The organism is Altererythrobacter sp. CAU 1778, from assembly GCF_054482795.1.
Window position 1 is genome coordinate 1261536 of record NZ_JBTLRP010000001.1, and the last position, 24219, is coordinate 1285754.

Below are 24219 nucleotides of genomic sequence, written 5' to 3' on the forward strand. Positions count from 1 at the left end.
AAATCCTGATCAAGCCTTAAGACAACGGTAACCACATATCCCTAGTTTGCGCTGACGTCTGAACAGCAATCCGCTGAGGGGAGACAAGGGCAGTCATGGGCATCTTTCAGGGCTTCGGTAGTAAGGCACAGACTGCCGTTGCCGTGTCCGAACCGGTGCGCGTGGCCGGGGCGATTTCGCGGGATGACGGGCAGCGGCGCCTCGCCGTGCTCGACGCGGTGGAAGAAGCTGGGATCGGGTGGCTGTGGGCCTCCGACGCGGACGGCCGCCTGATCTACCTTTCCGAAAGCGCGGCGAAGGGGCTGTCGGTCGGCATCGAGGACATGCTCGGCCAGCAATTGGTCGACCTGTTCGAAACCGATCCTGACAATCCCAACGAAAAGTCAGACCGTCCGCTGAAATTCCAGCTGCGCGCGCATGGCAAGATCAATGACATGGTGGTGCGCGTGCTAAAGCGCGGCGATGGCGCGCGAGGCCATGCCTTCTGGTCGATGTCGGGCCATCCGCAGTTCGATGCGGAGAACAATTTCAACGGGTACGCTGGCTCCGCCAATGACGTGACCGTGGAATACCAGCGCCAGCTGGTCGATTCGAAACTGGCAGAATTCGATTCGCTGACCGGTCTCGCCAATCGCCACCGCATGAACCAGCGGCTCGATGCCATCCTGACCTCCTACAAGGCGGCCAAGCGCAGCTGCGCCATGTTGATGCTGGACCTCGACCGGTTCAAGCAGGTCAACGATACGATGGGCCACCCCGCGGGCGACGAGCTGCTGCGGCAGGTCGCGCAGCGGCTGGAACAGGTGCTGTCCGGTCGCGGCGAAGTGGGTCGGTTGGGCGGCGACGAATTCCAGGTCATCCTGCCCGACATGGACGACCGCGGAAAGCTGGGGGAACTGGCCGGCAAGATTATCCAGATGCTGTCCCAACCCTACACGATCGAAGGCAAGCGTGCGATCATCGGCGCGTCCGTCGGTATAGCCGTCGCGCCTTATGACGGGCTGGATCCCGAAGGCATCATCCACAGCTCCGACCTAGCGCTTTACGCTGCGAAGAACGGCGGGCGCGGGCAGTATCGCTTCTATTCTTCCGACCTCAAGGACGAGGCCGAAGAGCGCGAGACGCTTGAAAAAGACCTGCGAAAGGCACTGAAGGAAGGGGAACTCGATCTCCATTACCAGCCGGTGGTGCGGATCGAGGATTCCATGGTCGTCGGTCTCGAGGCGCTGATGCGCTGGGAGCACGAGGAACGCGGGATGGTCAGCCCCGGCCAGTTCATTCCGGTGGCCGAGGAATCCAACCTCATCGTCCAGCTGGGCGAATGGGCGCTGCGCAAGGCGTGCCACGATGCCACCAAGTGGCCGAAATCGGTGCGCGTGGCGGTCAACGTTTCCGCCGTGCAGTTCGCCAATGCGGAATTTCCGACCGTGGTCGCGAACGCGCTGGCGCAGTCCGGGCTGGAACCCGACCGGCTGGAGCTGGAGCTGACCGAGACGGTCTTCATGGGCGACAACGAAGTTCTCGACGAGACCTTCAAGACGCTGAAGGGTCTCGGCGTGCGCCTCGCGCTCGACGACTTCGGGACCGGCTATTCCTCGCTCGGCTACCTCCGCAGCGCCCCCTTCGACAAGCTGAAGGTCGACCGCAGCTTCGTGGAAAGCTGCACGGAAAAGGGCAACAAGAACGCCAAGATCATTACCGCCATCATCGGCCTCGCCAATGCCTTGCAGATGGAAGTCACGATCGAGGGGGTCGAGGCATTCGACCAGCTGGAGCTCGTTCGCGCCAAGGGCGGCAAGCTGATCCAGGGCTACATCTACTCCAAGCCCCTGCCGCTGGCCCAGGTCGAGCAGCGCATCACTTCGGGCGAGTTCTCGATCAAGCCCGACGGACCGGACCGCCACCGCCCCGAACGGCGCAGCGTGTTCCGCCGCATCGGCGTCATTCACGAGGATCACTGCTACCAGGCGGTCATGCGCGATCTTTCCAAGACGGGGGCGCGGATCGAAGGGTTGCTGGGCGTGCCCAAGGACACGACGCTGGTGCTCGATCTCGGCGCAGGTCAGCTTGCCGTGTGCCAGGTCACCCGCAGCCAGGACGCGGTGATCGGTGTCGAGTTCGAAACGCCGCTGACAAGCGATGGTTCGGGCGGGCTGGTGACGCGCCACCGCGTGTCGCCATACGCGCTCGCCGCTGCCGGAATGCCGCTCGCGCAGCTTCCGCCGGGGCAGTACCAGATGCCTGCAAACGACGGTCCAAAGACCCAACCCAAGTTCATGCAGGTGCAGGTCACGCGCTAGAGCGCATTCTAGCTACTGACAGGGCGGCGCGGCATCGCTAAAGCGCGCCGCATAATGACCGACCTTTCCAAGATCCGCAATTTCTCCATCATCGCGCATATCGACCACGGCAAGTCCACGCTTGCCGACCGTCTGATCCAGCATTGCGGTGGCCTGACCGAGCGCGAGATGTCCGAGCAGGTGCTCGACAACATGGACATCGAGAAGGAGCGCGGCATCACCATCAAAGCGCAGACCGTGCGCCTCAACTACACGGCCCGCGATGGCGAGACCTATGAGCTGAACCTCATGGACACGCCCGGCCATGTCGATTTCGCTTACGAAGTCAGCCGCAGCCTTGCCGCTTGCGAAGGCGCGCTGCTGGTCGTCGATGCAGCGCAAGGGGTCGAGGCGCAGACGCTGGCCAACGTGTACCAGTCGATCGAGCATGACCACGAGATCGTCCCCGTCATCAACAAGATCGACCTGCCCGCCGCCGAGCCGGAGAAGGTGAAGGCGGAGATCGAGGATATCATCGGCCTCGATGCGAGCGACGCGGTGCTGACCAGCGCCAAGTCCGGCATTGGGATCGAGGAAACGCTCGAAGCCCTGGTCGCGCGCATTCCGCCCCCGACCGGCGATCGCGACGCGCCGCTGAAGGCCATGCTGGTCGATAGCTGGTACGACCCGTATCTCGGCGTCGTCATCCTCGTCCGCGTGATCGATGGCTGGCTGAAAAAGGGCCTGCACGTGCGGTTCATGCAGGGCGGTACGCAGCACCTCGTCGACCGGGTCGGAGCGTTCACCCCCAAGCGCGTCGACCTGCCGGAGATCGGGCCGGGCGAAATCGGCTTCATCACCGCGCAGATCAAGGAGGTGGAGCAGGCCCGCGTGGGTGATACGATCACCACGGTGAAGGGCGGGGCAGAAGCACCGCTGAAGGGCTACAAGGAAGTCCAGCCGGTGGTGTTCTGCGGTCTTTTCCCCGTCGACGCCGCCGACTTCGAGAAGCTGCGCGAAAGTATCGGCAAGCTGCGTCTGAACGATGCCTCCTTCTCCTACGAAATGGAAAGCAGCGCCGCGCTGGGCTTTGGTTTCCGCGCCGGCTTCCTCGGCCTGCTGCACCTCGAGATCATTCAGGAGCGCCTTTCGCGCGAATACGATCTCGACCTGATCACCACGGCGCCGTCTGTGGTCTACCGCGTGCAGCTCGGCCACACGAAGAACGAGGACGCCAAGACGATCGAAATCCACAATCCCGCCGACTGGCCGGATGTGAACCGCATCGAAATCATCGAGGAACCGTGGATCAAGGCGGTCATCTACACGCCCGACGAATACCTCGGCTCCATCCTCAAGCTGTGCCAGGACCGCCGCGGCATCCAGACCGACTTGACCTATGTCGGCGGCCGCGCGCAGGTGACCTACGAGCTTCCGCTGAACGAGGTGGTGTTCGACTTCTACGACCGTCTCAAGAGCATCAGCCGGGGCTATGCGAGCTTCGATTACGAGCAGATCGGCCTTCGCGAAGGCGATTTGGTGAAGATGAACATCCTGGTGAACAACGAGCCTGTCGACGCGCTGTCGCTGATCGTCCACCGCGGCGTCGCCGAGGAGCGTGGCCGGGGAATGTGCGAGCGGCTGAAGGACCTGATCCCGCGCCACCTGTTCAAGATTCCCATCCAGGCCGCCATCGGCGGCAAGGTCATCGCCCGCGAAACCATTGCCGCGCTCAGGAAGGACGTGACCGCCAAATGCTACGGCGGCGACATCTCGCGCAAGAAGAAGCTGCTGGAAAAGCAGAAGAAGGGCAAGGCCCGGATGCGGGAATACGGCAATGTGAGCATCCCGCAGGAAGCCTTCATCGCCGCGTTGCGGATGGGCGAAGAATAAGCCTGCACCGCCCGACTTTGCGCGACAAACACGGCATCCGCCCTTGCGTTGCTGCGGTGCACAAGTAAGCATCGCGGGCAATGACGCAAACGCTAGCCGCCCCGCCTTCGCTGGAGCAACTCGCCGCAGAGGGGCCGCTTTCGCTGTTCCTCGATTTCGATGGAACGCTGGTTGCCATTGCGCCGACGCACGATGCGATCGAGGTGCCTCCCGATATGGCCGGAGGGCTGGAGGCGCTGTCGCAGCGGCTTGATGGGCGCGTGGCGCTCGTCAGTGGGCGTTCTCTCGACAATCTGGCCGGACACCTCGGCCCCTGTGCCGTGGCGCAGGCCGGATCGCACGGGATCGACCGGCGGCTGGCGGACGGCTCCCGCATAGGCAGCGAGGCGGTCGCTCTGCCCGGCGATGTCGCCGCCGCGCTGGAGGAATTCGTCGGGGGACATGCCGAACTCACGCTCGAAACCAAGCCTCACGGTGCCGCTCTGCATTACCGCGCCGCGCCATCGCTGGAGGAGCAGGTCCTAGCCCACGCGCGCAAGGTCGCGGACGAAGCTGGAATGGTAACGAAGCGCGGCAAGTTCGTGGTCGAGCTGGTGCGCCCCGGTGCAGACAAGGGCGGGGCGGTCGATGCCTTTATGGGAGAGGCCGCGTTCTCCGGCGCGAAACCGGTGTTTATCGGAGACGACGTGACGGATGAAGACGGCTTCGCTGCCGCCAATCGCCGCGGCGGTTTCGCCATCGCAGTGGGGGGACGGCCCACACAAAACGCTCGCTACCGCCTTGCAACGCCGGCCGATGTCCGCGATTGGCTGGGCCTGTAATGCCAGAAAACGCAATGCTGCCCCCCAGATCCAGCCTCGAACTCTTCCCGGTTGGCAACTGCCAGGTTTCCGGCCTAATCGACGCAACCGGCGGTCTCGTTTGGGGGTGCGTCCCGCGCGTGGATGGCGATCCGGTGTTCTGCGCCCTGCTGAACGGGGAGAACTCAGACACCGGGGTATGGCGCTTCGAGCTGGAAGGGCAGGTCAGCGCGCGGCAGGAATACATCCGCAACACGCCGAACCTCGTCACCACGCTGGAAGCAGCGGACGGCAGCGCGGTCGAAATCCTCGATTTCTGCCCGCGCTTCGAACGGTCCGGCCGGATGTATCGCCCGATCGCCTTCGTGAGGATCGTGCGGCCCATATCCGGCAACCCGCGTATTTGCGTGCGCCTGAAACCGATGCGCGAATATGGCGCGCACCTTGCCGAGACGACCAGCGGTACGAACCACATCCGCTACCTCGTCGGTGATCAGGCGATGCGCCTGTCCACCGATGCGCCGGTGGGATACATCCTAGAAGGGCGGACTTTCCGCATCGAAGAGGACACGCACTTTTTCCTCGGCCCGGACGAGCCGTTCTCCGGCAATCTGCGTGAAGAAGTGCGCGCGATGGAACAGAGCACGCGCAAATACTGGCAGCTGTGGGCGCGGGGGCTCGCCACGCCGCTGGAATGGCAGGACGAGGTCATTCGCTGCGCCATCACGCTGAAGCTCTGCCAGCACGAGGAAACTGGCGCGATCGTCGCCGCGCTGACGACGTCCATACCTGAAGCGCCGGGCAGCCAGCGCAACTGGGACTACCGCTTCTGCTGGATCCGCGATTCCTACTACACGGTGCAGGCGCTGAACCGACTGGGCGCTCTCGACGTTCTGGAAAAGTATCTCGGATACCTGCGCAACATTGTCGATCAGGCCGCAGGTGGTCAGATTCAGCCGCTCTATTCGGTAATGGGCATCGCCGAGCTTGAGGAAACCTTCGCGGAAAACCTCGCCGGCTATCGTGGCATGGGGCCGGTGCGCGTCGGCAACGCGGCGTATCACCAGGTGCAGCACGATTGCTACGGCCAGATCGTTCTGCCGACCGTCCAGGGCTTCTTCGACCGGCGCCTTCTGCGGATTGCAGACGAAGGCGATTTCGCCAGTCTCGAACAGGTCGGGGAAATGGCCTGGTCGATGCACGATCAGCCGGATGCGGGATTGTGGGAATTCCGCACGCGGCAGGAAGTCCATACCTATTCTGCCGTGATGAGCTGGGCTGCGTGCGACCGGCTCGCCAATGTCGCGGGCCATCTCGGCAAGGCGGACAGGCAGCAATACTGGAGCGAACGGGCGCACATGATCCGCGAAACCGTGCTGAAAAGGGCGTGGAAGGAAAACGGCGGGGAAGGGCACTTCACCGCCTCCTTCGAAAGCGACTACCTCGATGCCAGCCTGCTGCAACTGGTCGAGCTGCGCTTCGTCTCGCCCGACGATCCCAAGTTCCAGTCGACCTTCGCCCAGATCGAAAAGGAGCTGCGGCGCGGCCAGAACATGCTGCGCTATGCTGCGGAAGACGACTTCGGTGCACCGGAAACAGCCTTCAACATCTGCACTTTCTGGTTGATCGAGGCGCTGCACCTCGTTGGCCGGGACGAGGAAGCCCGCGGGCTTTTCAATACCATGCTGTCGCACCGCACGCGATCGGGCCTTCTTTCCGAAGATCTCGACCTCGAGAACGGGGAACTGTGGGGGAACTTCCCGCAAACCTACTCGCTGGTGGGTATAATCAATTGCGCCGGACTCCTTTCGAAAAGCTGGAACACGATCCGTTGACCTCTGCATGAGCCGCCTCGTCGTCATCTCGAATCGCGTCGCCGTACCCAAGGCGCGCGGCGCGGCGGGTGCTCAGGGGGGATTGGCGGGCGCCTTGCAGGCCGCGCTCCGGAACAACGACGGGCTATGGATCGGGTGGAGCGGGGAAGAGAACGAAACGCCGGGCGAACCCGACGTCCAGACCGCCGACGGCGTCACCACCGCTACGATCGATCTGCCGCATCAGGACGTCGAGGAATATTACAACGGCTATGCCAATTCGACGCTCTGGCCGCTGTTCCACTACCGCATCGACCTGACCCGATACAGCCGCGAAACAGGCAAGGGCTACGAACGGGTGAACGACCTGTTCGCCGACGCCGCAGCACCACTGATCCGCGACGACGACCTGGTCTGGGTGCACGATTACCACTTCATTCCGCTGGGTGAGCGCCTGCGGTCGCGCGGGGTGAAAAACAAGCTCGGCTTCTTCCTGCATATCCCATGGCCGCCGACCCGCCTGCTGGTATCGCTACCCTATCACGAGCGGCTGGTTCGCACGCTGCTGGAATACGACGTCATCGGATTTCAATGCGACGAGTGGCTGGAGAGCTTCCTGCACTATTGCCGCAAGGAATTGCTGGCCGAGGTGGACGAGGCGACCGGGCGCATCACGCTGGGCGACCGCACCGTGCTGGCCAAGGCGTTTCCCATCGGGATCGACTACGAGCACTTCATGGCTCAGGGCGAGACGGGCGAGGGGCGTCAGGCCGAACAGCGGATGCGGTCGAGCACACGGCGCCGCGTTTCTATGATCGGTGTCGACCGGCTCGACTATTCCAAGGGCCTGCCCGAACGGCTCGACGGCATCGCACGCTTCTTCGATCGCTATCCGGAACGGGTACAGGATCTCGTCTTCGTCCAGATTGCACCGCCGAGCCGCGAGGATATCGGCAGTTACCAGCTGATCCGCGCGACGCTGGAGCAGAAGACGGGGCAAATAAACGGTGCCTATTCGCGCATCGACCTCGTGCCGATCCGCTACGTCAATCAGGGCCATTCCATGGCCGAATTGTTCGGGATCTACCGCGCATCCAAGATCGGGCTGGTGACGCCGCTACGCGACGGGATGAACCTGGTGGCGAAGGAATATGTCGCGGCGCAGGATCCCGAAGATCCCGGCGTGCTGATCCTGTCGCGATTCGCCGGCGCCGCGCAGCAATTGCGCGAAGCGGTGCTGGTCAATCCGCACAGCCCGGACGATATCGTTCATGCGATCCGCACCGCGCTCGACATGCCGCTCGACGAACGAAAACGCCGGTGGGAAATCCTCAACACAAGCGTGCGTGAGGAGAACATCGCTCGCTGGACGGACGACTTCCTTGGGGAATTGCGGTCCGCCTGACGGCGATCAGACGTTGTTGGCGGCAGTGTATTTGGTCGCCACGTCGTCGTACTTGGCTTCTACGCCGTCGCCGGTCGACATCAGCACACCCATCAGGCCGACGCCGATCAGCACGGCAAGCATACCGTATTCTATGGCGGCAGCGCCGCGTTGATCGTCGCGGATCGCTTCGAGAAACTTTCGCACCGGCCTTACCCCCCAATACCAATAACCGGCACAGCGTTAGCCAAGTTAGGTCAATTTCGCGTTAAAACGCGGCGGTGGAGGAGCGGCCTTCCTCTTGCGCCTTTCACTTGGCGTTCAGCGGACGGCTGGCTATAGGCTCGGCCATGGTTCTGCTTCCCATTCGCCTGCCAGTCAGGCCCGCCATCCTTGCCGCTTGCGCGGCAGCCATTTCGCTGACCGCCGGTTGTGCGGGCGGCGGCGGGGGAGCGAACGGTCCTTCGGACACCGCCTATGTCGCGCGCGACGTGGAAACGCTTTACCTGACGGCGAAGGACCGGCTCGATGCCGGCAACCCGAAACTCGCCGCTGCGCTGTTCGACGAGGTGGAACGCCAGCACCCCTATTCGCCCTGGGCCCGCCGCGCACAGCTGATGAGTGCGTTCAGCTATTACGTCGCGAAGGATTACAACAAGGCGATCTCGAGCTCCCAGCGTTTCCTGTCCATCCATCCGGGTAACAAGGATGCGCCTTACGCTTACTACCTCGTCGCGCTGAGCTATTACGAGCAGATCAGCGATGTGGAGCGTGACCAGAGCGTGACCGAACAGGCGCTGACCGCGCTGACCGAACTGCAGCGCCGCTATCCGGCGACCGAATACGCCGCCGATGCCAAGTTGAAGGTCGATCTGGTGAACGATCACCTCGCGGGCAAGGAAATGGAAATCGGCCGCTATTACCAGCGTTCGGGCAAGTGGCTCGCCGCGCAGTTGCTTTTCCAGAACGTGGTGGAAGAACACCAGACCACCAGCCACGCGCCGGAGGCACTGTATCGCCTCGTCGAAACCACTCTCGCTCTCGGCGTGCCGCAGGAAGCGAAAAAATACGCCGCCGTGCTGGGCCGCAACTATCCCGGCAGCGACTGGTACGAAAAGGCCTACGATCTGATCGGCGACGAAGCGCCGCAGCTGATCGCCGCAGCGAATTGAGCAAGCGTTCGGGCTGGTTATTTGACCGCCCGTTCTGCTCGATAAGACCACCGAGGCGCGTTCACTGCGTCTTCAACGCTGTCGCGGCGTACTCTTGGCCATGTCGTCGGTTGGCGCCCTTTGCCTAAGCGCTGCCTTTTAGGCGTCCGGCGAAACTTCCGCTTACACGGTGAGTTTTCAGGTGCCGTAGCGCAGTTGCGGGCCGCAATTGCCGGCAGAGTGGCTCTGCTTCAGGATTTCCGTGATCTCGGTGAGATGCAGCGGCTTATCCAGCTTCAGGCCCAGCGTGGACTCGCGAGTCCAGCGCACGATTCCGTGATGGATTTTATTGCCGATGGACAGGACGACCGATTGCAGCGCGGAGAAACTGTCGCCGTCGACCTGGCTGATCCGGCACCCTTCGGCGCACAGTTCGATCATCAGGCCGCTCGCCTCGCGCCCACTGTCGTCACTCAAGCGCACGTCGCGCCTGACGGCGAAGCGTTTTTGCGCGCGAATGGTGAGTATCGACATGTTCCGGCTCGCCCCAATATCCGAATGGCCCCGACGGTGACGCTACGGCAGGGGTGTTAACAAATGCTCACCGCCGCTTTTCCGCAGCCCGAGCAGATGGTGGGTAGGGCAACCAGCGCCGTTGCGGGGCGGGCGGCGCGCGACTAAGTATCGCTGATCCATGCTGACCGCGCTCTCCATCCGCAATATCGTACTGATCGAGGCGCTCGACCTAGCCTTCGAAGGCGGGTTGGGCGTGCTGACGGGCGAGACGGGTGCGGGCAAGTCGATCCTGCTGGACGCATTGGGCCTAGTGCTGGGCAACCGCGCCGAGACCGCTCTCGTGCGCGCTGGCGAGGATCAGGCAAGTGTCACCGCGACCTTCGAGTTCGACCGGCTGCCCGCCAGCGTCGCCAACGCGCTGAACGAAGCCGAGGTGGAGCTGGAATCCGGCGAGCCGCTGATCATCCGTCGCCGCGTGAAGGCGGATGGCGGCAGCAAGGCTTTCATCAACGACCAGCCTGTAGGCGTGGCGCTGTTGCGCGAGATCGCCCCCGCACTGGTGGAATTGCATGGTCAGCATGACGATCGCGGCCTGGTCAATCCGCGCGGTCACCGCACCTTGCTGGACCGCTATGCGGGTGACGATGCCGACGGGGTAGCGAGCGCCTGGCAAGCGTGGCGCGCGGCCGTTAGCCGGCTCGATGCGGAGCGCGCCGGCATAGAAGCCGCGCGCGACGAGCAGGAACTGCTGCTCGCCCATCTCGCCGAACTTTCGCAGATCGAGCCGGTCGAAGGCGAGGAAAGCGACCTCGCCCTGCGCCGCGCGGATATGCAAAAAGGGGAGAAGCTGTCGGGCGACCTCTCCGAACTGCGGCTGCTGTGGGAAGGCTCCGACAGCGCGCTGGCAACCTTGCGGAGCGCCGCGCGGCGGCTCGACCGGATCGGCACAGAGCATCCGCTGCTGGGCGATGCGCTCGCCAGCCTCGACCGCGCGGTGATCGAGGCGGGCGAGGCCGAACAGAAGCTTGAAGAAGCCGCTCGTGCGCTGGAACACGACCCCGCCGAACTGGACCGCATCGAGACACGCCTGTTCGAATTGCGCGCGCTCGCCCGCAAGCACCGCTGCGAGGTCGATCATCTTCCGGCCAAGATGCGCGAGATGCGCGGCGCACTTGACGCGATCGAGGCAGGCGATGCCGCGCTGGCGGACTTGCAGAAGGCTGCCGATGCCGCAGGGGAAATCTACCGCGCACGTGCCGACGCATTGCATGCCAATCGCGTGACCGCTGCCATGCGGCTCGATGAGGCGGTGGCGGCCGAACTCGCGCCGCTGAAACTGGACGCGGCGCGCTTCAGGACGGCGGTGGCAGAACTTCCCGAAGAACGCTGGGGCCCGCATGGCATGGACAGTGTCGAGTTCCTGATCGCGACCAATCCGGGTGCCGACTTCGCTCCGCTGGGCAAGATCGCCAGCGGTGGCGAACTGTCGCGCTTCATCCTCGCGCTGAAGGTCGCCCTGGCGGAGCAGGGCGGCGCGGCGACGGTGATCTTCGACGAGATCGATCGCGGGGTCGGCGGCGCGGTTGCAAGCGCCATCGGGGACCGCCTCTCCCGCCTCGCCGGGCAGGGCCAGCTGCTCGCCGTCACGCACAGCCCGCAGGTCGCGGCGCGCGGCGGTCACCACTACCTCATCGCCAAGAGTTCGCAGGGCACCGTCACGAAAACCGGCGTCGTCCTGCTCGACCCCGATGGCCGCCGGGAGGAGATCGCGCGTATGCTCAGCGGCGCGGAAGTGACGCCGGAGGCGAAGGCGCAGGCTGATCGGTTGTTGGAGGGGGTGTGATAATCCGCGCCGGGATTTCCGCGACAATTGCTTTGGGCGTTTTGGCCTGCTCCTCTTCGGAGACCGAGAGCAAAGTGCCGTTGGGTCAGGATCCTGAAGCTCGCGTGACCCTGCCGATGATCCTGACCGCAAAGAACGTCGGCGCGATGGAGGCTGTCGTCGGTGGCCCCGTCGTCCGCAGGGGCTCCTGCTTCGTGCTCAGTTACGGGGACGAGCCGGTCATCCTATGGGAAGAGGGTACGCGGCTTGAACTAAACGATCAGGAGCGCGGTGTCGTCATCATCACCCCGCAGGGCCTGCGGATCGGCATCGGCGACACTATCAAGGGCGGCGGCGGCGCGCTGCCCGCTGCCCAGCCAATTCAGGATTTCGCGCGCGAAACGGTGCCAGACGATTGCGCGACATTGCCGGCGATTCAGATCCACTCGATCGAAAAGGTCGAGCGGGTCCATCAAGATGACCCCGCTTTCCGCCGTCCGCTGCCACCACCACCGCCGCCTTCTCCGTCTTCGGACTTTCTCGAGAGCGCGAAATCGGGCGGCGCTCAGACCAATGGTAGCACGAGCACGATTTTCGAAGTCGCGTCCCCGCGTGAGGCATTGTTCGTCCATGTCCTGACGCAGCTTCGCGAGAGCGAGCGCGGCGACCGCCCTGCCTGCCTGCGCCAGACCGACGATGCGCTTTTCGCGCGCCTCTCGGGCCAATTCGATGGCCTGTACCGTGTTGGCGATTGTCGCTGGGATGGCGGCGGTGTCGTGTTGCGCGCCAATGATCGCTCGGCCGCGTCCGTCGATGTGCGCGTGCAATGCGACGGCAAGGCCGGCTGCGTTGGCGAGAGCGCCGTGACCTACGGCAATCTCGGGGGAGAGGGGCAGAGCTATTTCCTGAAGCCCACGCCATCGGGCTGGACGATTAAAAGGGGCACCACCTCATGGATGTCGTGAAGACTTCCGAAGCCGACGCTGCAAACGAACTGATGCGCTTGGCCAAGCAGATCGCGCATCACAACCGGCTCTATCACGCCGACGATGCGCCCGAGATCAGCGATCAGGAATATGATGCGCTGGTCCGCCGTAACGAGGAGCTGGAGGCGGCGTTCCCGCATCTGGTGCGTGCGGATTCGCCCAGCCGTTCGGTCGGGCACGAGGTGGCTGCATCCCCGCTCGGCAAGGTGACCCACGAGGTACGCATGATGAGCCTCGACAATGCATTCGCCGACGATGAGGTCGCGGAATTCGTCGCGCGGGTGCGGCGGTTCCTCAATCTCGGCGCTGACGAACCGCTGGCATTCACGGCGGAAGACAAGATCGACGGCCTTTCCTGCTCGCTGCGATACGAGGGCGGCAGGCTGGTGCGCGCCGCGACGCGCGGCGACGGCAGCGTGGGGGAGGACGTGACGCCGAACGTGCAGCATATCGCCGATATTCCACAGCAATTGTCCGGCAGCGACGTGCCACAAGAGTTCGAGGTGCGCGGCGAAGTTTACATGGCGAAACAGGATTTTGCCGCGCTCAATGCTGCGCAGGAAAAGGCTGGGGGCAAGACTTTCGCCAACCCGCGCAATGCTGCCGCCGGATCATTGCGGCAAAAGGATGCCAGCATCACGGGAAAGCGCCCCTTGCGCTTCTGGGCGCATGGCTGGGGCGCTGCCAGCGAGGTGCCGGGCGAGACGCAGCAGGACGTGGTTCGGCTGCTGGAGAGGTGGGGCATTCCGGTTTCCCCGCTGTTCCGGCGGTGCGAGACGCTGGAGCAGATGTTCGCCGCCTACGAAGAGATAGGCAAGGCGCGAACCGGTCTGCCGTACGAGATCGACGGCGTCGTTTACAAGGTCGACAGCCTTGCGCAGCAGCAGAGGCTGGGCTTTGTCGCCAAGGCTCCGCGCTGGGCGATTGCCCGCAAGTTTCCGGCCGAGCAGGCTCAGACGACGCTGGAAAGTATCGACATACAGGTCGGACGGACCGGAAAGCTGACCCCGGTCGGGCGGCTCGCGCCGGTGCTGGTCGGCGGGGTTACCGTGACCAATGTCACGCTGCACAATCGCGACGAAATTGCGCGGCTCGGGGTGCGCCCCGGCGACCGCGTGGTGATCCAGCGCGCGGGCGACGTGATCCCGCAGGTGGTCCGCAACCTCACGCCCGATGCTGAGCGCGACGCCTTCGTCTTTCCCGATCACTGCCCCGAATGCGACAGCGAGGCGGTGGCGGAGGAAGGCGAGGTCGATGTGCGCTGCACCGGCGGGCTGGTCTGCCCGGCCCAGCGGACCGAACGGCTGAAGCACTTCGTCAGCCGTGGCGCGCTCGACATCGACGGGCTGGGTGAGAAGACCATAGACCAGTTCTTCGCGCTCGGCTGGCTGGAAAGCCCGGCGGACATCTTCCGGCTGAAGGATCGGCGGAAGGACATCCTGGCGCTCGACGGGTGGAAGGAAAAGTCTGTCGAAAACCTGTTGGCATCGGTGGAAAACCGCCGATCGCCCGACGCGGCACGGCTGCTGTTCGGCCTCGGTATCCGCCACGTCGGCGCAGTGACGGCGCGCGATCTGCTCAAGCATTCCCACGATCTGCCGGCGTTGCGCGACGCAGCGGAGAAAGCGCACGGCGGCGATGGCGAAGCGGCAGGCGAACTTACCGCCATCGACGGCATCGGCAGCGCTGTGGTGGAGGCGCTTGGCGACTTCTTCCACGAGCCCCACAACGTCGCCGTATGGGAAGACCTCCTCTCCGAAGTGTCGCCGCCTCGCTACGAGGTCCAGACGACTGCCAGCGCGGTCTCCGGCAAGACGGTGGTGTTTACCGGCAAGCTCGAAACCATGAGCCGCGACGAAGCGAAGGCGCAGGCCGAGCGGCTCGGTGCGAAGGCCTCTGGCAGCGTCAGCGCGAAGACCGACCTCATTGTCGCCGGGCCGGGCGCGGGCAGCAAGCTCAAGAAGGCGGCGGAACTCGGCATCGAAGTGATCGACGAGGCCGCCTGGGCGCAGATCGTCGCGGACGCGGGCTAGTCCCCGCCTAGCGGCGGCACCCATTTCATCACGCCGCCGGGGAAGGGCGTCCACCACCCAGTGCGAATACCAGCGCCTGCCAGCGTGTCGCTGACCCACTGGTTGCAGGTATTGCCTAGGTGATAGGTGCCCGGCGCATCGTAGAAGACGTCGTAGCTTGCGTAGCCGGGATAGACCCGGCGGGCCGGGCCGGTCGGCACCTGCCGCTCGATCGCCCTGACCAGCCTAGCATACTGCTGCCCGCTGATCCGCATGGGGCGAGTATCGTCGGCGGGGGCGGGGCGGACGTAATGCGCCGCGTGGAGCAGGCCGTCGCCGCCCGTGGCGGCACGGATGGCTTTGGCGGGCGACAAGTCCCACCAGCTCGGCGTGTTGAGGAAGACTTCGCGCTCCCCCCAGCTGACGGAGACGTGGGTGTACGGTCGGGTCGGTGCGGGCAGGTCGCTGGCGGGAAAAGTGTCACGCCAGTCCTTCTGCGGCGTCACCAGCGGCATGACGATGCCGGTGTGGATGCCGTTGGTTTCGATCAGGATCGTGACCGCCTGAGGGTCCTGCGGCTCCTTCTCCTGCCAGTCGGCATTGCGCGGGATCGAGGAACCGATCCACGCCGCCGCCATGAACAAGCCGACAACAAGCGCCAGCCAGGCAGCGAAACGCCCTAGATAGCGCGCCGCCGCAGCCACAATATGCTCCAGTCTCCGCGCACGATGCGAGCGGCCAGGCGGAAGCCCGCGAGGCGGTAAGCGTGTCTCACCGCCGCCTCCTGCGTCTCGAGCAGCCCGGCAAGCACCACGCTGCCGCCCGGCACAACCGCATCGGCAAAATCGGGCGCCAGCTCGATAAGCGGCCGGGCGAGGATGTTGGCGATCAGCAGATCGAACGGCCCGCGCACCTCGACCAGCGGATGATCCATCCCGTCCGCCACCATCATCAGCAATTCGTCCGATCCAGCGCCCAGCGAAATGGCGTTGAGCGCGGCATTCGTCCTCACCACCTCGTCGCACACCGGGTCGATATCGGTCGCGGTTGCGAGGGCGGCGGGCCAAAGCTTCATCGCGGCGAAGGCAAGCAGGCCGGTGCCGGTCCCGATGTCTGCCAGATTGCGCGCGATCACGCCGCGGCGCTTCATCGCATCGAGCATGGCGAGGCAGCCGGCAGTGGTGTGATGCTGGCCGGTTCCGAATGCCTGGCTGGCGGGGATCGCGAAATTCACGGCGTCGGCTTCGGCAGGATAGTCGGGCGTGTGGACGTGGAACCGTCCTGCGCGGATAGGCGCGACGCCCTGCTGGCTGAGCGTCAGCCAGTCCTCCTCCGGCAGTTTCTCGACGCTTAGGTCGGGCGCACTCTCTCCGAACAAGCCGGAAATCGCCGCGCGATCCGCCTTGGTCGGCCGGCGCGGCAGGTAAGCGTCGAGTTGCCAGTCTTCGGGCCGGTCGTCCGCAATCTCGAACCCGTTGACCGCGATCTCGCTGTCCCAATCTGCCAGTTCGAGCATGGCAAGGGCTGCCTGCACCGTCTCCCGGTTGGCAAATGCGGTAACTTTCCAGCTGCTCATTGCGCCTCTTTCGTCAGTCGTTCGTCGAGGCGTTTGCCGATGGCGTCCGCGTATTTTCGGCAACCGTCGCTGTCCACCAGCGGCGCTTCGCCCTTCAACCGCGCAACCATGTCGCTCGCGGAAGGATGCGGAGTGAGCACGATGTCGCAATCGAGCGCGGCGAGCTTGCCGAGGCCCTGCCGAAACGCGCCCGTGTATTCAGGGTGGTCGCTGAAGGCATATCCATCGCTGCTGATCGGGCTGAGGCTGTCGGCATAAACGATGGAACGGCAGGTGTCCCCCTCGCAGCTCTGCCATTGCCAGCTGAGCGCGCCCGGTGTGTGTCCCGGCGTGGCAATGGCGGTGAGCGTCTTGCCGCCCACTTCCACCGTCTCACCATCGAGGATCACGCGGTCCACATTAACGGCGCGCATCGGCTCGTGCATTCCGTGCTGCGGGTCGTCCGGGTGGTCCTGCCCCGTGCCGATGACGAGAGCCGCCGCTTCGGACGCGACCACGCGAGCACCGGTGGCAGCCTTGATCGCGGCGTGCCCGCCGGTGTGGTCGAAATGTTCGTGGCTGTGGAGGAGGTAGCGGACCTCCGCCGGGTCGAAGCCCGCGTCGCGAATGTTCTGGAGCACTTCCGGCGCTGCTCCCTCCATCCCGCTGTCGATCAGGATGTGCCCTTCCGGTGAGGTGACGAGGATCGCCGTGATGCCGCAGGTTCCGACGTAATAGGTATCCGCGTGGATGCGGAAGGGCGGGGCGGGTTTCTCCCACTCGTCCCAGTCCTTGCACTGCGCCGTCCATTCGGCTGCGGAAGCAATCGGGGCCGGGTTGTCGGCAGCCTCGGTGCTCGCAGCACACCCGGCAAACGCAATTGCCGGCAGAAGGACCGCAAATCTAACGTACATAGCTCGCTCCATTGGCGTCGATTGTGGTGCCTGTCATGCTGGGCGGAGCGTCGAGAGCACAGAATACGGCAATGCGTGCGATCTCTTCCGGCTCGGCCACTCTGCCCAGCGGGATGTCGGCGAGCAGGCCGGGTCCGCCACGGCTTTCGAGGTAGTCGCCGGCCATTGCCGTATCGGTAAAGCCGGGCGTTATGGCAAAGCTCAGTATGCCTTTCGCAGCGTAGGCTCGCGCGACGCTCTTGTGCATGGCGAGCATCCCGCCCTTCGCGGCGGCATAGTGCCAGTGGTCGGGCGAATCGCCCCTATGCCCGGCGCGGCTTGCGACGTGGACGGCGCGGCCCGGATATTCGCGAGCCTGCCAGTGGGTCACGGCGTATCGGGTCAGTTGCGCGGCAGCGGTGAGGTTGATTCGCAGCGTCTCCTCCCACTTGTCCAGCCATTCGAGATCGCCGCGCGTGATCGGGTTCGCATCGAACAGCCCGGCATTGTTGATCAGCACGTCGATCCGCCCGTCCGCGCGGTCGAGCGCTTCGTGCCACAGTCCCTCCGGCGCGGCGGGGTCGGAAAGGTCGGCGCCGATCGTCCGCTCGTCATGGGCGCGACTGGCATGGCCGATAACCTTCGCGCCCCGCGATTCGAGTTCTGCGCGGATGGCGGCACCGATTCCGCGCGACGAGCCGGTAAGCAGAACGGTTGGCTGTTGCGTCATATGCGTGGTCTATTCCGATTTTTCCCGGCGAAGTCGAGCGATGCTCGCCTTGCCTCCCCGGCCACATGCGCTAAGGGAACCGCCAGACGCGCCGAGCCGGGCGCGTGAGACGAAACGACAGGACAGACGGACGAACCATGGCCGCAAGACCGCTCTCACCGCATCTGCAAATCTGGAAATGGGGCCCGCACATGCTGGTTTCCATCCTGCACCGCGTAACGGGCGACGGCCTTGCGCTGGTCGGCCTGCCGGTGTTGCTGTGGTGGCTGGGCGCATTGGCCAGCGGGCCGGAAGCGTACGAAACCTTTGTCAGCGTTTTGGGATCGCCCATCGGCATCATCGTGCTGGTCGGCCTCAGCTGGGCGTTCTTCAATCACATGACCTCCGGCCTGCGCCACTTCGTGCTCGACATCGGCGCGGGTTACGAACTCGACGCCAACAAGATGTGGTCGGTCGCATCGCCACTGATCGGACTCGCGCTGACTGCCGGGTTCTGGGCGCTGGTCTGGCTGGTTTGAGGAGAGCGGACAATGGGTAACGGAACCTCCATCGGCCGGGTACGCGGCCTCGGCTCTGCCAAGCACGGGACGCATCACTGGCTGATGCAACGCTACACCGCGATCGGCAATGTCGTTCTTGCAGTGTTTCTCGCCGCCAGCCTCGCGCTGCTGCCGAACTATTCCTACGAGACTGTGCTGGAATGGATTTCGGGCCCCGTACCCGCGACCGCCGTGGCACTGCTGGTGATCAGCGTGTTCTGGCACGCGCGCCTCGGGATCCAGGTGCTGGTCGAGGACTACGTCCATGACGAAGGCCTGAAGTTCGCCAGCATGGCCGCACTCAACCTCGCCGCGTTCGGCGGGGCCGCGTTCGGCCTTTTCAGCATCATTCGCCTTGCTTTGACCGGAGCCGCCTGATGGCCGAGACCGCATCGACCAAACCAGCCTACGACATCATCGATCACACTTACGACGTCGTCGTCGTGGGTGCGGGCGGATCGGGCCTGCGCGCCACCATGGGTGCTGCGGAAAGCGGGCTGCGGACCGCCAATATCTCCAAGCTGTTCCCGACGCGCAGTCACACCGTGGCGGCGCAGGGCGGCATTGCCGCCAGCCTCGGCAACAACTCGCCCGACCACTGGACCTGGCACATGTACGACACCGTCAAGGGGTCCGACTGGCTGAGCGACCAGGACGCGGTCGAATACCTCGTGCGTGAGGCACCGCAGGCGGTTTACGAGCTGGAGCACGCGGGCGTGCCCTTCAGCCGGAACGAGGACGGCACGATCTACCAGCGTCCGTTCGGCGGACACATGCAGAACATGGGTGAAGGCCCGCCGGTGCAGCGTACCTGCGCCGCCGCCGACCGCACCGGCCACGCCATGCTCCACGCGCTCTACCAGCAGAGCCTGAAGTACGACGCGGACTTCTTCATCGAATACTTCGCGATCGACCTGATCATGAAGGACGGCAAGTGCGTCGGCGTGATCGCCATGTGCATGGACGACGGCACGATCCACCGCTTCCGCGCCCACGCCGTGGTGCTGGCGACCGGCGGCTACGGCCGTTGCTATTACACCGCGACCAGCGCGCACAGCTGCACCGGCGACGGTGGCGGCATGGTGCTGCGCGCAGGCCTGCCGCTTCAGGACATGGAGTTCGTGCAGTTCCACCCGACCGGCATCTACGGTGCCGGCGTGCTCATCACCGAAGGCGCGCGGGGCGAGGGCGGTTACCTGACCAACTCCGAAGGCGAGCGGTTCATGGAACGCTACGCGCCGAGCGCGAAGGATCTGGCCAGCCGCGATGTCGTCTCGCGCTCCATGGCGCTGGAAATCCGCGAAGGGCGCGGCGTGGGGCCGGAGAAGGATCACATCTTCCTCCACCTCGATCACATCGATCCCAAAGTGCTGGCGGAACGCCTGCCAGGCATCACCGAAAGCGGCAAGATTTTCGCAGGCGTCGATCTGACGCGCCAGCCGCTGCCGGTCGTCCCGACCGTTCACTACAACATGGGCGGCATCCCCTGTAACTATCACGGCGAAGTCGTGACCATTGGCGCGGACGGAAATCCGGAAACCGTGGTCGAGGGTCTCTACGCCGTGGGCGAAGCGGCCTGCGTCTCGGTGCATGGTGCAAACCGCCTCGGCTCCAATTCGCTGATCGACCTTGTCGTGTTCGGCCGCGCGACCGGCCATCGCCTCAAGGAAACGATCAAGCCCGGCACCGCGCATGACGAATTGCCTGCCGACAGCGCCGACATGGCGCTGACCCGGCTCGACCATTTCCGCAATGCCAACGGCGGCTCGCCCACATCGCAGATCCGCGGCGAAATGCAGCGCGCGATGAGCCAGCACGCCGCCGTCTTCCGCACCGACGAGGTGATGAAGGAAGGTGTCGACAAGCTCGCCGCGACCTACAAGAAGATGGAGGACGTCTCCGTCGCCGACCGCTCGCTGATCTGGAACAGCGACCTGATCGAGACGCTGGAACTCGACAACCTCATTTCGCAAGCCAGCGTCACTATGGCGAGTGCGCATAACCGCAAGGAAAGCCGCGGCGCCCACGCGCATGAAGACTTCCCGGAGCGTGACGACAAGAACTGGATGAAGCATACCGCAGCGTGGTTCGAAGGCTGGGGCGGCAAGGGCGGATCGGTCAAGATCGACTACCGCCCGGTCCACGAATACACGCTCACCGACGATGCGACCTACATCAAGCCCAAGGCGCGCGTCTATTGATCAACGCGGCGGCGTTGCCGCTAGATTGACACGAGAAGCGCAAGAATTATAAGGACTTAGTCCTGTGGCGCTTGAGCGAGATCGATTCTGATCGACCACGCTTTTCGGCTAGGTAGTCGATTAGGGGGGTCTGTCAGCAATGCCGTTCTCGCATCTCGAAGAAGCCGGACCCCTGACTTTTCCTGACGATGAGGGGCTGGCGGCTTCGGTGCTGGATTTCGGCACCAACATGATCTTCATCAAGGATGAGGATAGCCGCATTCTCTATGCCAATTGCGCTTTCCTAGCCCTGTATGAGCCAGCCCAGCGTACCGAAATAATCGGAACCACCACCGTCGACAGCTTCCCACCGGAGGAAGCCGAGCTATTCCTGAGCGAAGACCGCAGGGCATTTCGTGAAGGGTCGACCGAACTGGTCGAGGAAATCACCGACTGGAAGGGGCAGCGCCACACCTTTCTGTCGCGAAAGGCCTTGTTCGAAACAGCCGATGGTCAGAAGCGCCTGGTCTGCAACTCAACCAACATCACCGCTCTTGCCGCTCGCGAAAGAAGGCTGGTGCGGCTCAACGCTCAGCTGAAGGTCTATTCGCACTCGATCGCGCACGACCTCAAATCGCCGATCGCCAGCATCGTCAGCGGGCTCAACATCCTGCAACGCGATAAGGATTCCGATCTCAGCGAGCGCGCGCGGATGGTGATAGACGCGCTGAAAGACAGCGCGACCGGACTTGCCGGGTCGATCTCTGCGACGTTGAAGGCTGCTGCCGACGAGACGACGGGATTGGAATTCCAGCCCTACGACCTCAATATCCTGCTGGAAGAAGTGCGCTTCAACCTTTCGGCAGCGATAGAAAAAGCCAATCTCAGCCTAAACGTCACGCGCTTGCCCCGGGCCATCGTGGAACCCAACCTGCTGCGGCAATTGTTCCAGAACCTGATCGAGAACTCCATCAGGCACGCCGGGGTGGAACGTCCGGTGGTGACGATCCACCACCAGGAAACAGACGGGGAGCATATCTTCTACGTCGGAGACAATGGGGTCGGCATCCCAGCGGACAAGACGGATCTGGTGTTCAGCCAGTTTTTCAAGGCCAGCGCATCCGGCGGTCTCGGCCTTGGGCTGACCAGTTGCCAGCGCATCGCGAACCTGCACGACGGTTATATCGAAATCCACGATCGGGTGGAGCGGGGCTGCTGCATGGTGGTGCGGATCGCCGCGCGCTGATCAGACCACCCCGGCGATTATCCCCCTTTCCGCGGCTTCCTCGCAGGGGATGTACCAGTTGTCGGGCGCTTTCTCGCAAACCTCCTCGAACGCGACTTCGCTTTCGTCTACGATGGCGCGGAAGCCATGTTCCTCGATCGCGATCGAGTGCTCGATTTCGTTCAGCGCGGCTTTGAGTTGCGCAATGCAGCTCTTGAGCGGCCCATTGAGCTGGATGGTCTTGGCGATCTGCCGTTCGTGCAGCAGGATGCTCGACCCGCGGGTGAAATAGCGGTTCGCGACGGGGAAGCCCGCCATGAAAGTCGCTCCCGCGGAATAGACCGCGGCCTTGCCGAGAAAATAGATGTCGCGCCCGGCCTCGCGCAGCAGGCGGACGTCGTCGGCCATGGCGCGCGCTACTTCGGGATTGCCGCCGAGCGTCGTGATCGCGATGACCAGCGGGCCGTCCTTGGGCGCCGCAGAAAGTTGGTTGCGAAATTCGGCATACATGGCTTCGTCGACGCTACCGACGAGCCGAAGTTGCGGGGCGGAGAGCAGGTCGTTCTTGTCCTGCGGGCTGACTTGCGGATCGTTCATGCCCATGCAGCGCGCGAGCGGGAAGGCTGTTCCGAGTCTACGACTCGACGCAGATCTCGACCGTCAACTTCGATCACCTTACCGTAGTGCAGTCAAAGCGATTCAGCCGCGATCGTCTCCGCCCGCCTCGTGATCCTTGCAGGGTAAGCGCACACGCGCTTGGCTAAGCTCCAAAGTCATGTTAAACTTGAGTTTCTTAGTTGGAGCGGGGCGCAATCATCATGTTTCAGAATTTAACTCGCGCAATTGGCGCCATCATTGCAATCGCACTCGTTTCAGAGCCTGCAACTGCTGAATGGCACCGCGCCGAGACCGATCACTTTATCGCTTATGCGGATTCATCCGAGCAGGAATTGACCGAGAAGGTGCTGAGGCTCGAAAAATTCGATGCCTTGATGCGCACCCTGCTGGCCGTCGAAGACACTGTAAAAGTGCAAGTCTTCTTCCTGCCGAGTCTCAGTGACGTTCAGCGTCTAGCGAACAATCCGAACGTTGGCGGATTCTACAATGCAAGCGCTCAGCTGGCATATGGATTCATGCCGAACTCGCTGCCGCACTACCAGGAAGGGTATACAGCCGAGACTGTCTCTTTCCATGAATACGCCCATCATATGCTGCTTGGTGGGCTCAACAAATACGTTCCTATCTGGGCAACCGAGGGTCTTGCCACGATGTTCATGACTGCGCGGCTCGATGGAAATGGTGCGATCACCGTCGGCGCACCCAACCCTGCGTTCAGCCAGGCGACCTATGGCGCCTCGCGGTGGTCGATTGAGAAGCTGCTCCGCAGCGATAGCGAGAAGATCGGGCGGGTCGAGCGAATAGAACTCTATAGCCGCGGATGGGCGCTCGCTCATTATCTCTGGATGAGCGGGGAGCGCCCCGGCCAATACGCCAAGTTCCTCGAATTGCTGAATGAAAACGGCGACGCTTTGAAGTCCGGCAAGGAAGCTTTCGGTGATCTCGACCAACTAAACCGCGAGGTGAATGCCTATCTCCGCCGGAGTGGTTTTCCATCATCCACTCTCACCGCTGATCAGATCAATGCGTCGACCGAAGTTTCGGTCCGCGCTCTCACTGAAGGAGAACGGGCAATTCTCGAACCGCGGATGAAGTCATTGCTTGGTGTCGACAAAGAAAGGTCGGTCAAGGTGGCTGCCGAGGCTCGCCCAGTTGGCGCGCGGTTCCCCGACGATCCGTTCGTGCAACGCGCGATGGCCGAGATCGAATATGACGTCGCAAGCCTGAATGACAGCTCCTTTGATGCTGCCGAAGCTGCCACGGATCGTGCATTGACGGCCGATCCCGAAAATTTGATGGCGATGGCTTACAAGGGACGGATCGGGGTCCAGCGTGCGATGGACAATGGATCGGAAGCCGACTGGAAGGCTGCTCGTGCATGGCTTCTCAAGGCCAACAAGACCGATCCCAATCATCCTTTGCCGTTCGTTCTGTATTACGACAGCTTCCTGGCAGCAGGCGAGCTTGCGCCTGAAGGTGCAGTGGGGGGGCTTTACCGTGCCATTGTGCTCATGCCTCAGGATATATCACTGCGGTCGCGCGCCGCCATCGAACTCATTCGATCTGGCGATATCAAGCGAGCGCGATCGGTTCTGGCTCCGGCGGCATTCTATCCCCACCTCAAGCAGGATAACCCGATGCGAAAGCTGATCGAGCGAATCGATAAGGGGGAAAAGCGAGAAGAGTTGCTCGAATTCATACGAAGCGAGGAATTTGATAAGCGGTACAACGATTTTTTCCAGGCTGAAATTGCCGAAAAGGACGAAGCGGACGGCGAGGATAAGGAGGATCAATCGGAACTCGTTCTCGCTAAATGAGCCCC

The 24219-nt window shown here is 63.5% G+C and carries 21 protein-coding genes; 14 read left to right on the plus strand and 7 right to left on the minus strand.

The window, feature by feature from the left end:
• Positions 1-95: 95 nt before the first annotated feature.
• From ACXYN8_RS05945 to ACXYN8_RS05965, 5 genes are all read left to right on the plus strand, one after another.
• Positions 96-2300 (plus strand): putative bifunctional diguanylate cyclase/phosphodiesterase, encoded by a 2205-nt coding sequence (locus ACXYN8_RS05945; RefSeq protein ID WP_458888396.1) that lies wholly within the window; start codon positions 96-98, stop codon positions 2298-2300.
• A 54-nt stretch (positions 2301-2354) separates the two neighbouring features.
• Positions 2355-4172, plus strand: a complete 1818-nt coding sequence (gene lepA, locus ACXYN8_RS05950; RefSeq protein WP_458888397.1) for a translation elongation factor 4 — start codon at positions 2355-2357, stop codon at positions 4170-4172.
• Positions 4173-4252: 80 nt separating this feature from the next.
• Positions 4253-4993: a trehalose-phosphatase gene (otsB, locus tag ACXYN8_RS05955; RefSeq protein ID WP_458888398.1), complete on the plus strand. Its 741-nt coding sequence runs from the start codon at positions 4253-4255 to the stop codon at positions 4991-4993.
• A gap of 14 nt (positions 4994-5007) precedes the next feature.
• Positions 5008-6807, plus strand: coding sequence for a glycoside hydrolase family 15 protein (locus ACXYN8_RS05960; protein WP_458888399.1), 1800 nt, complete (start codon positions 5008-5010; stop codon positions 6805-6807).
• 7 nt (positions 6808-6814) lie between these two features.
• A complete protein-coding gene (locus tag ACXYN8_RS05965) occupies positions 6815-8191 on the plus strand; it encodes an alpha,alpha-trehalose-phosphate synthase (UDP-forming) (protein WP_458888401.1) in 1377 nt (458 codons plus the stop codon).
• 6 nt (positions 8192-8197) lie between these two features.
• Here ACXYN8_RS05965 and ACXYN8_RS05970 read toward each other — a convergent pair whose 3' ends face one another.
• Positions 8198-8377: a Flp family type IVb pilin gene (locus ACXYN8_RS05970; RefSeq protein WP_458888402.1), complete on the minus strand. Its 180-nt coding sequence runs from the start codon at positions 8375-8377 to the stop codon at positions 8198-8200.
• Between the two features lie 143 nt (positions 8378-8520).
• Here ACXYN8_RS05970 and ACXYN8_RS05975 point away from each other — a divergent pair, with 143 nt between their 5' ends.
• Positions 8521-9342, plus strand: a complete 822-nt coding sequence (locus ACXYN8_RS05975; RefSeq protein ID WP_458888403.1) for an outer membrane protein assembly factor BamD — start codon at positions 8521-8523, stop codon at positions 9340-9342.
• A 177-nt stretch (positions 9343-9519) separates the two neighbouring features.
• Here the strand turns inward: ACXYN8_RS05975 and ACXYN8_RS05980 are convergent, their stop codons facing one another.
• Positions 9520-9855 carry a hypothetical protein gene (locus tag ACXYN8_RS05980; RefSeq protein ID WP_458888404.1) on the minus strand — a complete coding sequence of 112 codons (336 nt, stop codon included), beginning with the start codon at positions 9853-9855 and terminating at the stop codon, positions 9520-9522.
• Between the two features lie 160 nt (positions 9856-10015).
• Between ACXYN8_RS05980 and recN the strand changes: the two genes are divergently transcribed.
• The 3 genes from recN to ligA all read left to right on the plus strand — a co-directional run bounded on the left by recN (position 10016) and on the right by ligA (position 14678).
• Positions 10016-11680 (plus strand): DNA repair protein RecN, encoded by a 1665-nt coding sequence (gene recN, locus ACXYN8_RS05985; RefSeq protein WP_458888405.1) that lies wholly within the window; start codon positions 10016-10018, stop codon positions 11678-11680.
• A gap of 104 nt (positions 11681-11784) precedes the next feature.
• Entirely contained in the window at positions 11785-12624 is an 840-nt protein-coding gene (locus ACXYN8_RS05990) for a hypothetical protein (RefSeq protein WP_458888406.1), read from the plus strand.
• The gene (gene ligA / locus ACXYN8_RS05995) at positions 12612-14678 is read left to right on the plus strand and encodes an NAD-dependent DNA ligase LigA (RefSeq protein WP_458888407.1); all 2067 of its coding nucleotides are present in this window, start codon (positions 12612-12614) and stop codon (positions 14676-14678) included. The genes ACXYN8_RS05990 and ligA overlap by 13 nt, the downstream gene beginning before the upstream one ends.
• Here ligA and ACXYN8_RS06000 read toward each other — a convergent pair.
• The 4 genes from ACXYN8_RS06000 to ACXYN8_RS06015 are packed head-to-tail and all read right to left on the minus strand — an operon-like array spanning position 14675 to position 17835.
• A complete protein-coding gene (locus tag ACXYN8_RS06000; protein WP_458888408.1) occupies positions 14675-15361 on the minus strand; it encodes a DUF2459 domain-containing protein in 687 nt (228 codons plus the stop codon). The genes ligA and ACXYN8_RS06000 overlap by 4 nt on opposite strands.
• Positions 15337-16233 carry a 50S ribosomal protein L11 methyltransferase gene (locus tag ACXYN8_RS06005; RefSeq protein ID WP_458888409.1) on the minus strand — a complete coding sequence of 299 codons (897 nt, stop codon included), beginning with the start codon at positions 16231-16233 and terminating at the stop codon, positions 15337-15339. Before ACXYN8_RS06005 ends, ACXYN8_RS06000 begins: the two co-directional genes overlap by 25 nt.
• Complete coding sequence (gene bla / locus ACXYN8_RS06010; RefSeq protein WP_458888410.1) at positions 16230-17126, minus strand: subclass B3 metallo-beta-lactamase; 897 nt, start codon at positions 17124-17126, stop codon at positions 16230-16232. Before bla ends, ACXYN8_RS06005 begins: the two co-directional genes overlap by 4 nt.
• Positions 17116-17835, minus strand: a complete 720-nt coding sequence (locus ACXYN8_RS06015) for an SDR family NAD(P)-dependent oxidoreductase (protein ID WP_458888411.1) — start codon at positions 17833-17835, stop codon at positions 17116-17118. Before ACXYN8_RS06015 ends, bla begins: the two co-directional genes overlap by 11 nt.
• A gap of 137 nt (positions 17836-17972) precedes the next feature.
• Here ACXYN8_RS06015 and sdhC point away from each other — a divergent pair, with 137 nt between their 5' ends.
• From sdhC to ACXYN8_RS06035, 4 genes are all read left to right on the plus strand, one after another.
• A complete protein-coding gene (sdhC, locus tag ACXYN8_RS06020) occupies positions 17973-18353 on the plus strand; it encodes a succinate dehydrogenase, cytochrome b556 subunit (RefSeq protein ID WP_458888412.1) in 381 nt (126 codons plus the stop codon).
• 12 nt (positions 18354-18365) lie between these two features.
• A complete protein-coding gene (gene sdhD / locus ACXYN8_RS06025; RefSeq protein WP_458888413.1) occupies positions 18366-18752 on the plus strand; it encodes a succinate dehydrogenase, hydrophobic membrane anchor protein in 387 nt (128 codons plus the stop codon).
• Positions 18752-20575, plus strand: a complete 1824-nt coding sequence (gene sdhA / locus ACXYN8_RS06030) for a succinate dehydrogenase flavoprotein subunit (RefSeq protein WP_458888414.1) — start codon at positions 18752-18754, stop codon at positions 20573-20575. Before sdhD ends, sdhA begins: the two co-directional genes overlap by 1 nt.
• 139 nt (positions 20576-20714) lie before the next feature.
• Positions 20715-21800: a sensor histidine kinase gene (locus ACXYN8_RS06035; protein WP_458888415.1), complete on the plus strand. Its 1086-nt coding sequence runs from the start codon at positions 20715-20717 to the stop codon at positions 21798-21800.
• On the opposite strand, the gene ACXYN8_RS06040 is transcribed toward ACXYN8_RS06035, so the two are convergent.
• The gene (locus ACXYN8_RS06040; protein WP_458888416.1) at positions 21801-22376 is read right to left on the minus strand and encodes an ATP-dependent Clp protease proteolytic subunit; all 576 of its coding nucleotides are present in this window, start codon (positions 22374-22376) and stop codon (positions 21801-21803) included. It abuts the gene before it with no gap.
• A 221-nt stretch (positions 22377-22597) separates the two neighbouring features.
• Here ACXYN8_RS06040 and ACXYN8_RS06045 point away from each other — a divergent pair, with 221 nt between their 5' ends.
• Complete coding sequence (locus ACXYN8_RS06045) at positions 22598-24214, plus strand: hypothetical protein (RefSeq protein WP_458888417.1); 1617 nt, start codon at positions 22598-22600, stop codon at positions 24212-24214.
• Positions 24215-24219 lie beyond the last annotated feature (5 nt).